At 70.7% G+C, this 14,034-nt stretch carries 14 protein-coding genes, 1 tRNA gene and 1 pseudogene; 8 read left to right on the top strand and 8 right to left on the bottom strand.

The window, feature by feature from the left end:
- Nucleotides 1–20: 20 nt before the first annotated feature.
- The 4 genes and pseudogenes from QNO14_RS15350 to QNO14_RS09960 form a co-directional block, all read right to left on the bottom strand.
- Nucleotides 21–113 (bottom strand): annotated as a pseudogene (locus QNO14_RS15350) (alpha/beta hydrolase); the annotation flags it as partial.
- Nucleotides 114–682: 569 nt separating this feature from the next.
- Nucleotides 683–1,396 (bottom strand): alpha/beta fold hydrolase, encoded by a 714-nt coding sequence (locus QNO14_RS09970; RefSeq protein ID WP_257505132.1) that lies wholly within the window; start codon nucleotides 1,394–1,396, stop codon nucleotides 683–685.
- A gap of 71 nt (nucleotides 1,397–1,467) precedes the next feature.
- On the bottom strand, nucleotides 1,468–1,824 hold the full coding sequence (locus QNO14_RS09965) for a histone-like nucleoid-structuring protein Lsr2 (protein ID WP_257495646.1): 357 nt from the start codon (nucleotides 1,822–1,824) through the stop codon (nucleotides 1,468–1,470).
- Between the two features lie 67 nt (nucleotides 1,825–1,891).
- On the bottom strand, nucleotides 1,892–2,749 hold the full coding sequence (locus QNO14_RS09960; RefSeq protein WP_257505130.1) for a helix-turn-helix transcriptional regulator: 858 nt from the start codon (nucleotides 2,747–2,749) through the stop codon (nucleotides 1,892–1,894).
- Between the two features lie 176 nt (nucleotides 2,750–2,925).
- On the opposite strand from QNO14_RS09960, the gene QNO14_RS09955 reads away from it, so the two are divergent.
- Together QNO14_RS09955 and QNO14_RS09950 are read left to right on the top strand one after the other, a co-directional pair.
- Nucleotides 2,926–3,276 (top strand): DUF485 domain-containing protein, encoded by a 351-nt coding sequence (locus QNO14_RS09955; RefSeq protein ID WP_257495648.1) that lies wholly within the window; start codon nucleotides 2,926–2,928, stop codon nucleotides 3,274–3,276.
- Complete coding sequence (locus tag QNO14_RS09950) at nucleotides 3,273–4,889, top strand: monocarboxylic acid transporter (protein ID WP_257505129.1); 1,617 nt, start codon at nucleotides 3,273–3,275, stop codon at nucleotides 4,887–4,889. The genes QNO14_RS09955 and QNO14_RS09950 overlap by 4 nt, the downstream gene beginning before the upstream one ends.
- Nucleotides 4,890–4,950: 61 nt before the next feature.
- Here QNO14_RS09950 and QNO14_RS09945 read toward each other — a convergent pair whose 3' ends face one another.
- Nucleotides 4,951–5,460, bottom strand: coding sequence for a methylated-DNA--[protein]-cysteine S-methyltransferase (locus QNO14_RS09945; RefSeq protein WP_257505128.1), 510 nt, complete (start codon nucleotides 5,458–5,460; stop codon nucleotides 4,951–4,953).
- A gap of 166 nt (nucleotides 5,461–5,626) precedes the next feature.
- Between QNO14_RS09945 and QNO14_RS09940 the strand changes: the two genes are divergently transcribed.
- A complete protein-coding gene (locus QNO14_RS09940) occupies nucleotides 5,627–9,367 on the top strand; it encodes a DEAD/DEAH box helicase (protein WP_374113925.1) in 3,741 nt (1,246 codons plus the stop codon).
- Nucleotides 9,354–9,551 (top strand): hypothetical protein, encoded by a 198-nt coding sequence (locus QNO14_RS09935; protein WP_257495652.1) that lies wholly within the window; start codon nucleotides 9,354–9,356, stop codon nucleotides 9,549–9,551. Before QNO14_RS09940 ends, QNO14_RS09935 begins: the two co-directional genes overlap by 14 nt.
- 25 nt (nucleotides 9,552–9,576) lie before the next feature.
- Here the strand turns inward: QNO14_RS09935 and mscL are convergent, their stop codons facing one another.
- Genes mscL through QNO14_RS09920 form a run of 3 tightly spaced genes read right to left on the bottom strand, consistent with a single transcriptional unit; the run spans nucleotide 9,577 to nucleotide 10,961 of the window.
- Nucleotides 9,577–9,996, bottom strand: coding sequence for a large conductance mechanosensitive channel protein MscL (gene mscL / locus QNO14_RS09930; RefSeq protein WP_257505318.1), 420 nt, complete (start codon nucleotides 9,994–9,996; stop codon nucleotides 9,577–9,579).
- Nucleotides 9,997–10,028: 32 nt separating this feature from the next.
- Entirely contained in the window at nucleotides 10,029–10,343 is a 315-nt protein-coding gene (locus tag QNO14_RS09925) for an FmdB family zinc ribbon protein (RefSeq protein WP_257505126.1), read from the bottom strand.
- A gap of 21 nt (nucleotides 10,344–10,364) precedes the next feature.
- Nucleotides 10,365–10,961, bottom strand: a complete 597-nt coding sequence (locus tag QNO14_RS09920; RefSeq protein WP_257505125.1) for a 5-formyltetrahydrofolate cyclo-ligase — start codon at nucleotides 10,959–10,961, stop codon at nucleotides 10,365–10,367.
- A gap of 66 nt (nucleotides 10,962–11,027) precedes the next feature.
- Between QNO14_RS09920 and galU the strand changes: the two genes are divergently transcribed.
- From galU to QNO14_RS09900, 4 genes are all read left to right on the top strand, one after another.
- Nucleotides 11,028–11,912: a UTP--glucose-1-phosphate uridylyltransferase GalU gene (galU, locus tag QNO14_RS09915; protein WP_257495657.1), complete on the top strand. Its 885-nt coding sequence runs from the start codon at nucleotides 11,028–11,030 to the stop codon at nucleotides 11,910–11,912.
- A gap of 21 nt (nucleotides 11,913–11,933) precedes the next feature.
- Entirely contained in the window at nucleotides 11,934–12,560 is a 627-nt protein-coding gene (locus QNO14_RS09910) for a GNAT family N-acetyltransferase (protein ID WP_257505124.1), read from the top strand.
- Nucleotides 12,561–12,645: 85 nt separating this feature from the next.
- A complete protein-coding gene (locus QNO14_RS09905; protein WP_257505123.1) occupies nucleotides 12,646–13,704 on the top strand; it encodes a SepX/GlpR family protein in 1,059 nt (352 codons plus the stop codon).
- 247 nt (nucleotides 13,705–13,951) lie between these two features.
- A tRNA-Ala gene (locus tag QNO14_RS09900) sits at nucleotides 13,952–14,024 on the top strand.
- Nucleotides 14,025–14,034: the final 10 nt, after the last annotated feature.

Raw genomic sequence — 14,034 nt, 5'->3', positions numbered from 1 at the left:
GCCGCGGGCGCGCGTCAGCGCGCCCGCGCGAGCAGCGAGAACTCCGCGATCACGCGCGGGTGGGCCAGGATGCGGAAGTGCCCGCCCGTCTCCAGCTTCACGTTCTTGGCGCCGGGCAGCTCGCTCCCCTCGGGGATATGCGGGTCGAACCGTCCGTAGACCGACACGATGCGGGAGTTGACGGTGGCCTCACGGGCGAGGGCCACGATCGTGGCATCCGCCGGGGAGAAGATGCGCAGCGTCGGCGCGAGCATGAGTCGGGCGTAGCGCGATCCGCCGAACGGCGTCGCGACGGCGAGCATGCTGCGCACTCGGTCGGCGGCGGGGCCGATCATCACCTGCTTGCCGATCAAGCCGCCCTTGCTGTGGCCGACGACGATCACGTCGCGAAGATCCCGATCGTCGAGGTACGCCGTCACCTGCTCGGCCTCCTCCACGACGGGGCGTTCGTTGCGGTGGAGGGTGCCCATCACATGCACCGGATGCCCGCGGTCGTGGATCGCCGCGACGAGCGGCTGCAAGAACTTCCAGGTCTCGTAGATGCCGGGGAGGACGATGACGGGCGTGCGGTCGCCGCTGAGGAACGAGTCGGGATCGGTGCGGTTGAACAGCGCGCGCGTCTGCCAGACACCGGCGTAGGCGTAGTCCCGCATCCACCAGGCGGCGGCCTTCGCAGCGCCGATCACGTTGCCGCCGGCACGCCGAGGTGCGCTTGGATGGCGGACGCGACCGCCTTGGGGGCGGTGTGCTGCGCCACGTGATGGGCGCCGGGGATCATCACCACCGCGGCGTCGCGGGCGGAAGCGGCGAGGCGGCGGCACCAGGACAGCCCCGCGATCGGATCGTGCTCGCCGCGGATGATCAGAAGCGGCACCGCGAGGTCGGCTGCGCGCCGCTCGATGGGGTAGCTCACCATGTGGCGCACTTGCGCGAGGTAGTACGGAATGCCGCAGCGGACGTAGTCGGTGAAGACGAGCGCGTTGGCGATCGGGGACTCGCCGAGGGTGTCCAGCGCCAGCGCGCCGGCCTGGGCGGGGACGGTGCGGTGGCGGTCATCCGAGACGGGGCCGATGACCACGACGTGGGCGACGGATTCGGGGCGCTGGCAGGCCGCTTCGACGACCCACTGGGCGCCCATCGAGTGGCCCACGAGCACCGCCGGGGCGATGCCGAGGGAATCCACGACCGAGGCGAGGCCGGCGGCCATTTCTGCGACGTCGACATCGTGGTCGGGCTTGGGCATGCCGCCGTAGCCCGGCAGGTCGATGGAGAAGACGGCGCCGTCGGCGGCCAGCACGTCGTGCAGCCGCCTCAGATAGCGGTGCGACATTCCGATGCCGTGCACGAGCACAATCGGGGGACGGCGCACCGACGAGGCAGCGCCGCTCGAGAACACCCGGAAATGCAAAGAACCGCGCACAATTCGCTGCTCTGTGCGCGCCGGAAGACCGCCCTGCGTCACGCCGTTCAGTGGGCGGCTTCGTACGCCTCGATCACGGCGGCCGGCACGCGGCCCCGCTCCGAAACGGTGTAACCGTTCGCCTTGGCCCATTCGCGCATCGGACCATAATCGTTCTGGCCGGTGCGGCGGCGCTTGCGCCCGGCGTTGGCGCCGGCCGACGATGCGGCTCGGCTGCCGGAGACACGACGTGCGGCCGACACATAAGGCTCGAGGGCATTGCGCAGCGCCTGGGCATTATCGTCGGTAAGGTCGATCTCATAGGCGATGCCGTCTAGCGAGAAAAGCACGGTCTCGCCCGATCCGACTTCGAGTTCGGTTCCGTCGAGATCGTCGACGAGCTGGTGCACAATTCTGCGGGCCATGCGCAAACCATACTGTCGAGAAGGCCGTTTGCGACAGAGGCCCGCGCGCGCATTCGCGTATTGGTTTTCAGGGGAGGATGCCGACGCGTCGAGCCCGCGTCACAGCAGCGTGACGGGTGGACGCGTCGAGCTTCGACATCGCCGAGGCGAGGTACGACTTCACCGTCCCCTCTTTCAGCCCGAGGGTCGTCGCGATTTCGGCGTTGGTCGAGCCGAGGGCGCAGCAGGCCAGCACGTCGACTTCGCGTGGTGAGAGGGTCGAGTCCACCCGTTCGGCGGGACGCGCGGCGTCGGACGAGAGGGCGGCGAGCCGCTTCTCGAGTTGCGTGAGCCGGTCGCGTAGGGCGGCATCCTGCACCGAGGCGGCGATGCTGCGCAGCTCTGCGTAGCTTTCCCGCAGCTCTTCGCGGGCGGCGGTGGGCAGCTGCGCCGTGGTTTCAGGGGCAGGGGCGAGCGCCAGCCGGCGGCGCACCTCGTCGCGTACCCGCAGCTCGGTCGACAGCGACTCGGCCGCCGCGAACACCGGCCGCGACACGACGTCGCCGACGGGGGAGCGCTGCCAGGAGCCGCAGTAGATGATGCCGCGGGCACGCCCCGAAACCATCACCGGCACCGCCAGGAGCGTGGAGATGCCCTCGCCCAGGATGGCGCGATCGTAATCGTGGGTGATGCTGCGGCTGGTGCGGTAGTCCAGTGCCAGTCGGGGGCGACCCTCCACGAACGAGGCTCCGCCCAGCCCTTTGCTGGCCTGCACGACGAGTCCCTCGATGCTGCGCGTGCGCGTGCCCGCGATGGCGGTCACATGAATGGCGCCGGAGCGTTCCAGACCGCCGAAGACGACGGGAAACCGGGTGCGGCGGGAGAGATCTCCCACGGCGCGTGCGACCAGCTGATCGTCTGTATCGAATCCGGCTTGTGCCGTCACGCACTACCTACTTCCGGGGGTGACGGCGCCCTCGCCGCCTTCGTAGCGTCGACGATATCACGCGGCCGAAGGCAGATCCCGGGCCTTTCGGCTGTCGTGACACCCCTCGCGAAGGGTGGCCCGCACAGGCGCGGTGCTCCCGAGCGGACAGGACGAGTGGCAAGGAGGCCGCACAGATGACCGCACGACCCCACGAGACCGCCCCGCCGGGCGCGATCGATTACGTCGCGGTGGAGGACTCACCGCAATTCCGCAATCTCAAGCGCAGTCAGCGCAGTTTCGTCTTTCCCTTGGCCGTGGCGTTCCTGGTCTGGTACTTCGTGTACGTGCTGTTGTCGTCGTTCGCGACCGACTTCATGAGCCAGCGCGTCTCGGGTGACATCACGGTGGGCCTGCTCTTCGGCCTGGGGCAGTTCGTGACCACCTTCGCGATCACCATGACGTACGTCTGGTACGCCAACCGCAAGCTGGACCCGCAGTCGCGGGCGATCCGTGAGCAGCTGGAGAAGCAGGAGGCGGGGGCATGAACGAGATCTTCGGCGCGATCGACGCCGCGGTGCAAACCGCGGAGAACAACCCCATCCTCAACATCTCGATCTTCGGCGCCTTCGTCGCCGTGACGCTGTTCATCGTCATCCGGGCGAGCCGCAACAACAAGACGGCGGCGGATTACTACGCGGCGGGGCGCTCGTTCACAGGGCCGCAGAACGGGTTCGCCATCTCGGGCGACTACCTGTCGGCGGCATCGTTCCTCGGCATCTGCGGTGCCATCGCCATCAACGGGTACGACGGCTTCCTCTACTCCATCGGCTTCCTGGTGGCCTGGCTCGTCGCCCTGCTGCTGGTGGCGGAACTCATGCGCAACACCGGCAAGTTCACGATGGCCGACGTGCTGTCGTTCCGGCTGAAGCAGGCTCCGGTGCGCATGGCTGCCGCCATCACCACGCTCGCCGTCTGCTTCTTCTACCTCCTGGCCCAGATGGCCGGCGCCGGCGGCCTCGTGTCGCTGTTGCTGGGCATCAACGAGGCGATCGGGCAGTCGGTGGTGGTCGCGGTCGTCGGTGTTCTGATGATCGTCTACGTGCTCATCGGCGGCATGAAGGGCACCACCTGGGTGCAGATCGTCAAGGCGTTCCTGCTCATCGGCGGCGCGCTGGGCATGACCATCTGGGTGCTCGCCGTGCACGGCTTCAGCCTCAACACGCTTCTGGAGGCGGCTGTCGCGGCATCCCCCGCAGGCGAGGACATCCTGGGCCCGGGCCTGCAGTACGGCGCCAACCCGTGGGACTTCATCTCGCTGGCGCTGGCACTGGTGCTCGGCACCGCTGGTCTGCCGCACGTGCTGATGCGCTTCTACACGGTGCCGACAGCCAAGGAGGCTCGTCGCTCGGTGGTGTGGGCGATCTGGCTGATCGGCCTGTTCTACCTGCTGACCCTCGTGCTCGGATACGGCGCGGGCGCGCTGGTCGGTCCGGAGCGCATCGCGGCGGCTCCCGGCGGCGTGAACTCCGCGGCTCCGCTGCTCGCGCTCGAGCTGGGCGGCCCGATCCTGCTCGGTTTCATCTCGGCGGTCGCGTTCGCGACGATCCTCGCGGTCGTCGCCGGGCTCACGATCACCGCGGCGGCCTCGTTCGCGCACGACATCTACGCCAACGTGGTGAAGAAGGGCAAGGTCGCGCCGGACAGCGAAGTGAAGGTCGCCCGTCGCACCGTCGTCGTGATCGGCGTGCTGTCGATCCTCGGTGGCATCGGCGTGCAGGGTCAGAACGTGGCGTTCCTGGTGGCGCTGGCCTTCGCGGTCGCCGCCTCGGCGAACCTGCCGACCATCCTGTACTCGCTGTTCTGGCGCAAGTTCACCACGCGCGGCGCGGTGTGGAGCATGTACGGAGGCCTCGCCGCCGCCGTCATCCTCATCTTCCTGTCCCCGGTGTTCTGGGGCACGGAGACGAGCGTGTTCAAGGGCACCGGCCCCGCGATCTGGCCGCTGAACAACCCCGGCATCGTCTCGATCCCGCTCGGGTTCTTCCTCGGGTGGCTCGGCACGGTGACCTCCAGCAAGAAGGAGGACCCGCGCCTGGCAGCGGAGATGGATGTGCGCTCTCTCACCGGCTTCGGTGCGGAGAAGGCGACCAGCCACTGACGCGAAAGCGTCGGATGAGCGGCCCCGGGCGATGCCCGGGGCCGCTCTGCATGCGGGCGGCCTACTCGCCCGCTGCAGCCTCGAGGTCGAGCAGGTAGCGCTTGACGCCGGGGTGCCCGCCGTACTCGCCGATCGTGCCGTCGGAGCGCACCACCCGGTGCACGGGCACGATCAGCGAGATGGGGGTGCGGGCGCACGCGGATCCGACGGCGCGGTGCGCGTTCGGGTGGCCGGCGCCGAGGGCGACCTCGCCGTACGAGGCCGTCTCGCCGTAGGGGATGCGGCACACCACCTGCAGCGCCTCGCGCACGAATCCCCGGGTGAGACGCCAGTCGATCGCCACGTCGAACGCGCGGCGGCGGCCGGCGAAGTACTCGTCGAGCTCGGCGGCGACCGGGCCGATCGCGGTGGCATCGCGGTCGGGAACGGCGCCGAGCGCGACGGAGAGTTCGGCCAGCCGATCGCCGGGAGCCCCGTCGATCAGCTGGAGGGCGACGAGGCCCTCATCGCTCATCACGATGAGGGCGTCGCCGACCGGTGTCGGGTGCACCGAGTACACGCTGGGGGTCATACGGACATCCTGGCGGCCCGCCCGCGCCTCCGGAGCGGACGTGACCGCATCGGTGGATGGAGCGGCGACTTTCGTCGCGGGGGAGGAAGCGCCGATGGCCCGGCGTGTCCGGCAATACCGCGAAACTCGGGCCCGCGTCCGGGCGCAGCGGCCCGGTCGGCTTAGTCTGGCTCGTGTGTGGCGAGGAGACGGCAGTGCGACGGTGGATGCCGCGGAAGCGGATCGTGCCGCGTCCGTGGCGCCCGGCGATCTCGGCGTGGCCGACCCCGGTGTGGTCGTGACGCACGTCGCCGAGGGTGAGCGTGCGCGGCTGAGGAGTGAAGCGGCGCGTCTGGGCGGGCGATCCAGCCTGCTGCACTACGTCGACGCCGGCGACGCGGGCATCGAGATCACCAAGGCCCACCCGGGAAGCCTGCCGCAGTTCATCACCGGACGCTCCACGCTGCTGTCGAACCTGTTCCGTGACGAGGTGGCCCTCCGCGGTGCCCGCCTCGCCGCCGAGCGCATCACGGCTCGCGACGTCGAACTGCGCACGGCGCGCGGCCTCGACACCGTCAACCTCGCCGTGGGCCTGGCGACCTGGCGTCTGGGCGGGCTCGCCTGCAGCGCCCCGGTGCTGCTGCGGCCGTTGGCGATCCGCCGGCATCACGCCGACTTCGAGCTGAAGCTGCACGGCTCGTTCACGATCAACCCCGAACTGGTGCGGGCCGCCCGCGCGCACTTCGGCATCGAGCTCGATGGTCGTGCCCTGGCCGCCCTCGCGTACGACGGCGGGGTGTTCAAGCCGCAGCCGGTCATCGACCACCTGCGCGCCCTCACCGCGCGCATCCCGACTTTCACCGTGCAGCCGCGTCTCATCGTGTCGACCTTCGCCGACGTGGGCTCGGCGATGGAAACCGACGTCGCCCACCTCGACCACCCGGTGCTGAACGCCCTCGCCGGCCACGCCGGCGACCGTGAGCGCCTCACTGCCGTTCGCGCCGTGCCGCCGATGCTCGGTGCCGACGAGCGCTCGCCGGCCGCCGACACTCTGCTGCTCGACGCTGACGCCGAACAAGAAGGCGTGCTCGCCCGCATCGCGGCAGGGCAGTCCCTCGCCGTGCACACCCTGCCCGGCACCGGCGGCACGCAGACCGTGATCAACGCCGTCGGCGCCCTCGTACAGGAAGGCAAGCGGGTGCTGGTCGTCAGCGCCCGCCGCTCGACCCTCGAGGGCGTGCGGCATCGCCTCGCCGGGATCGGTCTGCCGGGTCTGGCCGTCTCGCCGCGCCAGCTGCACCGCGACCTCGTGCGTGCGATCGCCCGCAACGAGAAGGCCGAGCAGCCGAAGGTCGCCGACATCGACGACGCGCTCGTGCGGCTGCGCAGCGTGCTGCGTGACTACCGCGGAGCGCTGACCACGCGGCATCCCACCCTCGGGGTCTCGCCGCTCGAGGCGTTGCGCACCCTCACGACGCTGGCCGCGCGCGATCCGCAGCCCTCGACCAGCGCACGACTCGACCTCACGACTCTGGTGCGGCTCTCCACCCGACGCGCCGAGGCGGGCACCAAGCTCGCGGCCGCTGCGCGGCTGGGGGAGTTCCGTTTCGGCCCCGACGATTCCCCCTGGTACGGCGTCAGCTTCGCCACCACCGAAGACGCCCGCAGTGCCCACGCCCTCGCCTCGCGGCTGCAGCGCTCCGATGTGCCGGCGCTGCTGGAGCGCGGGTACGAGCTGATCGGGCAGACCCGCATGCGCCCGTTCCAGACGGTCGCCGAGCTCGGCGGCTACCTGCGGCTGCTGCAGGGCATGCGCGACTCGCTCGACCGGTTCAGTCTCACCGTCTTCGAGCGCCCCCTCGCCGAGCTGATCCAGGCGCACGGACCCCGTCGCGAGGCGCCGGAGATGACCGGGGCGAACCGCCGTCGGCTGAAGAACCTGGCGCGCGAGTATGTGCGCCCAGGAATGCATGTGACCGACATGCACGCCGGGTTGCTGCGCGTGCAGCAGCAGCGCGCCGAATGGCAGCGCTACGTCGAGCCGGGCGTGCTGCCGGAGGTTCCGCTGGGGCTCGCCGAGGTGCACGCCGCATGGCAGCGCGTCGACGCCGACCTCGCGGCGCTCGACGCGGTGCTCGGCCGCAGCGCCGCCCACTCGCTCAGCCACATGCCCATCCCGCAGCTGCTGCGGACGCTGGCGAGCCTCGCGGCCAAGTCGGACGTCTTCGACAACCTCGTCGAGCGCGCGACGCTGCGCACCGAACTCGCCGAGCTCGGACTCGAGCCGCTGCTGACCGAGCTGTCGGTGCGGCATGTGCCCGAGGACCAGGTGGGCGCGGAGCTGGAGTTCGCGTGGTGGCAGTCGGCGCTGGAGTACCTGCTGCGCAGCGACCGCGCGCTGCTGGGCGCCAACACGTCGGTCGTGGACCGTCTGGAACGGGACTTCCGGCTGGTCGACGAAGCCCACGCTGCGGCATCCGGCCCGCTTCTCGCGGCGCAGCTGGCGACTCGGTGGAAGATCGCGATCGTCGATGAGTCGGTCGAGGCGGCATCCCTCAAGCAGGCGCTGCGCGAAGGCTCCGCCACCGCAGAAGAGCTCGCCGGCTATGCGCCGACCCTCATGCGAGCCCTCGCCCCGGTGTGGCTGGCATCGCCGTACGAGGTTCCCCAGATCCCGGATTCACCGCAGTTCGACGTGGTGATCGTGGCGGATGCCGCCGCTCTCAGTCTCGCCGAGGCGGCGCCGGCCCTTCGCCGCGCGCGGCAGGTCGTGCTGCTCGGTGACCCCGTGACGCAGAAGCCGACGCCCTTCCGGGTCTCGGCGGCGCTCGCGGGCGCGGTGGAGGACGACGAGCCGCAGATCGACCCAGACGAGCCGAGCGTCTTCGAGCGTCTGGCAGAGCTGCTGCCCGTCGAGACCCTGACGCGCAGCTACCGCGCCGGCGGGGAGGACCTGGCGGAGCTCGTCAACGACGCCTTCTACGGCGGCGAGATCACGTCACTGCCGTGGGCAGGCTCGTACCTCGGGCGCGGCAGCCTGAGCGTGGACTACGTCGAGGGCGGTGTCGGCGCGCCCGACCCGCTCACGGGAGCTGTGGAGAGTCCCGACGCCGAGGTCGCCCGCGTGGTCACGCTCGTCGTCGAGCACGCCGTCAACCGCGGCTCCGAGTCGCTGATGGTCGTCACCGCCAGCGCCCGGCACGCCGAGCGGGTGCGCGCCGCGGTCGAGGCGGCGTTCGCGGGGCGCTCCGACGTCGCCGACTTCCTCTCGCGCGACACCGCCGAGCCCCTCGCGGTGCTCACCCTCGAGGAATCGGTCGCCGAGAGCCGCGACCGCGTCATCTTCTCCCTCGGCTTCGGGCTGACCCGGCACGGCCGCGTGCTGAGCGACTTCGGCGACCTGTCGACACCCGACGGGGAGCGCCTGCTGACGGTCGGCATGACCCGCGCGCGACGGTCGATGGTCATCGTGTCGTCGATCCGTCCGTCGGCCTTCGACGACGGACGCCTCGAATACGGCGCCTCCACACTCATGTCGATCCTCGGCGGCATCGCCGCTCGGTCGCGCGAAGCCCGGCTCGAAGACCTCGCCGACCCGCTCACCCTCGCCCTCGCACGCGAGCTGCGCCGTCTCGGTGTCGCCGTGGACGTCGACTACCGAGGGCTCCTGCCCCTCGTCGCCCAGCACCGGGGCAAGGCCGTCGTCGCCGAAAGCGACCCGGAGACCACGGGGGAGTCGCTGCGGGAGTCGCTGCGCCTGCGCCCACTGATCCTTCGGCGCCTGGGCTGGCACTACGTGCGCGTGCACGCGTTCGACCTGTACAGCGACCCGGCCGGTGTGGCGGCACGCATCGCCGCCATCCTCGGCGTGCAGCCCGAGACCCCGACCGCCGACACCACGACCCAGCCCATCGATGTCATCGAATGAGCGTCAGCACATCCAGCGGGTGCCCGGCGCGCGCCGCGCGAAGCTGACGCCGGCACCCGGCACGAGCGCTGAGCCGGTCCCCGCAGACGGCGACGGCCCGGACCCCGCACCTCCCGCGACGGGGGCTGCGGCATCCGGGCCGAACGACGAGCAGCTGCGCAGGGACGTCCCGCCGCACTACTGAGCCGTGCGGGGACGGCGGCGCGCCCCTAGGGCCGAGTCGACGCGTTCTGCTCGAGCAGGTCGCGGATCTGCATCAGCAGCTCCTGCTCGGTGGGCAGCTTCGCCTCGGGGCCCTGGTCGACGCCGGCCTTGCGGGCCTGACGCTCCTTCCAGCGGTTCATCGGAACGACGAAGACGAAGTACACCACCAGCGCGACCGCGAAGAAGCTGATGACCGCGCTGATGAGATCACCGATCGGGAAGGTGACGTCCTGGCCGTAGATCCCGGTGACGGTCGGGCCCGCGATGCCGTCCGCGTTCTCCTGATAGAACAGGGCGACGATCGGCGTGATGATGCTGCTGACGACTGCGTTCACCAGGGCGGTGAACGCGCCGCCGATGACGACCGCGACGGCCAGATCGATGACGTTGCCGCGCATGATGAAATCTTTGAAGCCCTTGATCAAGAGGACTCCCTTCGTCTCGCCGGCCACGCCGGTCAGGAACCCGCCGAGGCGGGGGAGGCGGATGCCCCTGAAGACGATGATGACGAAGAAGAGGTCGTCGCGGTAGACGATGAGCTGGAGGCGGCATCCTTCTTCGTGTCGCTCTTGCCGCTGCCGGCGCCGCCGGCGGCGGCCCGGGAGTCGGTGCGGTAGAAGCCGGAACCGTTGAAGGTGACGCCGATCTGGCCGTACTCCTTGCGCAGGGTGCCGCCGCACTCGGGGCACTCGGTCAGCGAAGGCTCGGTGAAGGACTGGACGGCGTCGAAGCGGTGGCCGCACTGCTTGCAGGCGTACGCGTACGTGGGCATGGTGTTGCTTTCTTGGGGGGATCACTGCCGGTCGTGCGCGAGCACGAGGGTCTGGGTGGGGGTGATGACGCCGGTCACCGGCTGGTCGTGGACGTCGCGCGGGACCTCGTCGAGCACCTCCGCGTCGAACACCACGGCGTACACCGGCGGGCAGCGCTCCATCGACCCGATCGTCTTGTCGAAGTATCCGCGCCCCCAGCCCAGGCGCATGCCGGAGCGGTCTACCGCGGCGGCCGGGATGATGAGCAGGTCCACGTCGTTGACGGCGATGGGGCCGAGCAGCTCGCCGACGGGCTCGGGCAGGCCGAAAAGACCGTCGGTGACGTCGCCGCCGGGCGTGGCCACCGCCCAGTCGAGCAGTCCGTCGGTGCGGGTGACGGGGAGGAGCACCCGGATGCCGCGCTGCACCGCTTCGTTCACGAACGAGCGGGTGCCCGGTTCGGTCGGGGTGGAGAGGAAGCACGACAGCGAGCGGGCGCCGGTGCGGGCCACCAGGGCGTCGAGCTGGGCGCGCACCCCTTCTTCAGCCGTCTCACGAGCCTGGTCGCTGGCTTGCTGCCGGCGTTCGCGCAGCTCCGCGCGCAGGGCGCGTTTCGCGTCATCTATGCCGTCGGACATGGACTCGATTCTAGGCGGCACCAGGGCATGTCCCGGCGCATTGGGCGTCACCGATACACTGGCGACATGCCTCAGCCCTTCAAAGCCGTCATTCCCGCGGCCGGACTCGGTACCCGGTTCCTGCCCGCCACCAAGGCGATGCCCAAAGAGATGCTGCCCGTGGTGGACAAGCCCGCGATCCAGTACGTGGTGGAAGAAGCGACCCAGGCCGGCATCCAGGATGTGCTGATCATCATCGGGCGCAACAAGAACAACATCGCCAACCACTTCGACCAGATGCCGGAGCTCGAAGAGCGCCTGCGCGCGAAGGGCGACACCGAGAAGCTGAAGAAGGTGGAGGAGTCCACCGACCTCGCCGACATCCACATGGTGCGCCAGGGCGACCCCAAGGGACTGGGCCACGCCGTGCTGCGCGCGCGTCGCCACGTGGGGGAGCACCCCTTCGCGGTGCTGCTCGGTGACGACCTCATCGACGAGCGCGATCCTCTTCTCACCCGCATGATGGAGGAGCACGAGCGCACCGGCGCCGCCATCGTGGCGCTCATGGAGGTGGAGCCGTCGCACGTGCACATGTACGGTGTCGCGGCGATCGAGCCGACGGACGACGACGACATCGTGCGGGTCACCGGCCTCGTCGAGAAGCCGAAGGCGGAGGATGCCCCCTCGAACTACGCCGTCATCGGCCGCTATGTGCTCGCCCCGAGCGTCTTCGACATCCTCGAGCACACCCAGCCGGGCAAGGGCGGCGAGATCCAGCTGACCGACGCGCTGCAGGAGCTCGCAACGGACCCGGAGGGCCCCGGCGTGCGGGGTGTCGTCTTCCGTGGGCGCCGGTACGACACCGGCGATAGGGTGGACTACATCAAGGCCATCGTGCAGCTGGCGAGCGACCGGGACGACCTCGGTCCGGAGCTGCGTCCCTGGCTCAAGGACTTCGCGGCCAAGCTCTGACGCCGCGCCGAGGGGGGATGCGTGGAACTGTCGCCTCGCGAACACGGTCCCATTTCGATCAGGATCGTTCGGCCGCGCGATGCGCGGACCCTGCAGAACGAGCTCATGCAGAACCGCGCCTGGCTGCGGCCCTGGGAGGCGACGAGTCCTGACGGGCCGACGTCCTTCGACATGCGACTGGGCGTCAAGCGTCTTCTGCAGCAGTATCGCGACGGGCTCGGCGTGCCCTTCGTCATGGAGCACGCGGGCGAGGTCGCCGGGCAGCTGAACGTGTGGGGGATCGCCCGCGGCTCGCTCGCGTCGGCCACCATCGGGTACTGGGTGAGCAAGCGGTTCGCGGGACGCAACATCACGCCCACCGCCGTGGCGATGGCGACCGACGTGTGCTTCTTCGAGCTCGGGCTTCACCGCATGGAGATCTGCATCCGGCCCGAGAACGCGGCGAGCCTGCGCGTGGTCGAGAAGCTGGGGTTCCGGTACGAGGGGCTACGGCGGCGGTTCATCCACATCGACGGCGACTGGCGTGATCACTACGCGTTCGCGCTGGTGCGCGAAGAGGTGCCCGAGGGTGTGCTCCGGCGCTGGGTCAACGGTGCTGCGCCGCAGGATGCGGCGGTCATCCCGCCCGCGGACCGCATTTCCGGCTGAACTTCACCTTCTTGTTGAAGGACAGAGTCCGACACGCGCGCGGATGCGCGGGTTCGCGGGGCCCGGGTCGCATACCGTGGTCGGCATGGGTGGGCAGGTACTGGGCGGCGGCGTGATCGTCGCCGTCGCGGTGGGGCTGTGGTTGGTGTATCTGCTGCCGTCGTGGCACAGCCGCCATCAGTACGAGGCCGCGGAACGCAACGCGCTGCGCCTCGGCCGGGCGATGCGCGTGCTGGCCGAGACGAGCGAGGCGCCCGAAGAGGTGCGGCTCGAGCTGAACGCCCGCACCGCCCTCGCCCAGCAGCGACTCGCCAAGCGCGTCGAGGCGGAGCGCGCCAGCGCCTCACTGGAGATGGCGCGCGCCGAGCTCGCCCTCGCCCGTGAGAAAGCGCGCGTCGACGCCGCCACCGCCAAGGAACTCTCCCGCCTCGAAGCCGACGTCGCGCGCGAGCAGGCGCAGGCGGCCGCCGAGCAGGCACGCGCCGAGGCCGAGGCTGCCCGCGAGCGTGCCCGCGCCGAGGCCGAGACCGCTCGCGCCGATGCGGCCGCGGCCCGCGAGCGCGCCCGCGCCCAGGCCGCCGCAGCCCGCGCACTGCCGGCCGCCCGGCGCGCGCGTGCGCGTCGCCGCGCGCGGCTCGTGACCACGATCATCGGCTTCGCCGGGCTGCTGGTCGCCGGATGGGGCGCCGTCGAACTGGTCCTGTGGGGCGCTCAGACGCTGCTGTGGGTCGGGGGAGCGGTGGTCGCCGCCTCGGGACTGCTGCTGCACCGCATGGCGCGCGTGCGTTCGCGTGGAGTGGCGGCCGCCGCGGTGGCGCCGGAAGTGCGTCAGGTCGCCACGGCGCACATGCAGGACGTCTCGCTCGTCGACGAACGCGCCTGGACGCCGCGTGAGCTGCCCCGGCCGCTCACGGCATCCACCGGCTCGCGTGCCGCGGTCGCCCTGGATGCCGCTGCCGCGCACGAGGCGCTGCGTCAGGCGGCTCTGGAGGAGTCGATGCGGGAGCGCGCCGAGCGCGCCGCCCCGCCGTCGATCGTCGCCGCCCGCGCCGCGCGCACCTTCACCGGCACCGCGGCGTCCGCCGACGCCGACATCGAGGCGCACGTGCGGGATCTGCTGCTCCGCCGCGCGTCGGGGCAGTAGGCCGCGCGGCTCACTCGCCCCGGGCGAGCACAACTCCGCAAGAACCGGGCGAGACAGCCGCCGACGGGCCGTTCAGGCTTCGTGGCGGCGATTCTTGCGGAGTTGTGCACGGGGGTGGGGTGCAACCGGGCCGAGGCCGCTGGGGCCGGGGCCCAGGGCGCCGAATCTCGAGGAGTCACGGCACCGGTCCGCGGGTCGCCGGCGTGCGGACCGGCCCGGCGGCCGTGATAGTCTTTCTGAGGTTCACGGGCCTGTGGCGCAGTTGGTAGCGCGCTTCGTTCGCAATGAAGAGGTCAGGGGTTCGAATCCCCTCAGGTCCACCGAAAAAAG

The organism is Microbacterium sp. zg-Y625 (assembly GCF_030246925.1).
GTDB classification, from domain to species: Bacteria; Actinomycetota; Actinomycetes; order Actinomycetales; family Microbacteriaceae; genus Microbacterium; species Microbacterium jiangjiandongii.
This window is presented reverse-complemented; position numbering and strand designations above follow the sequence as displayed.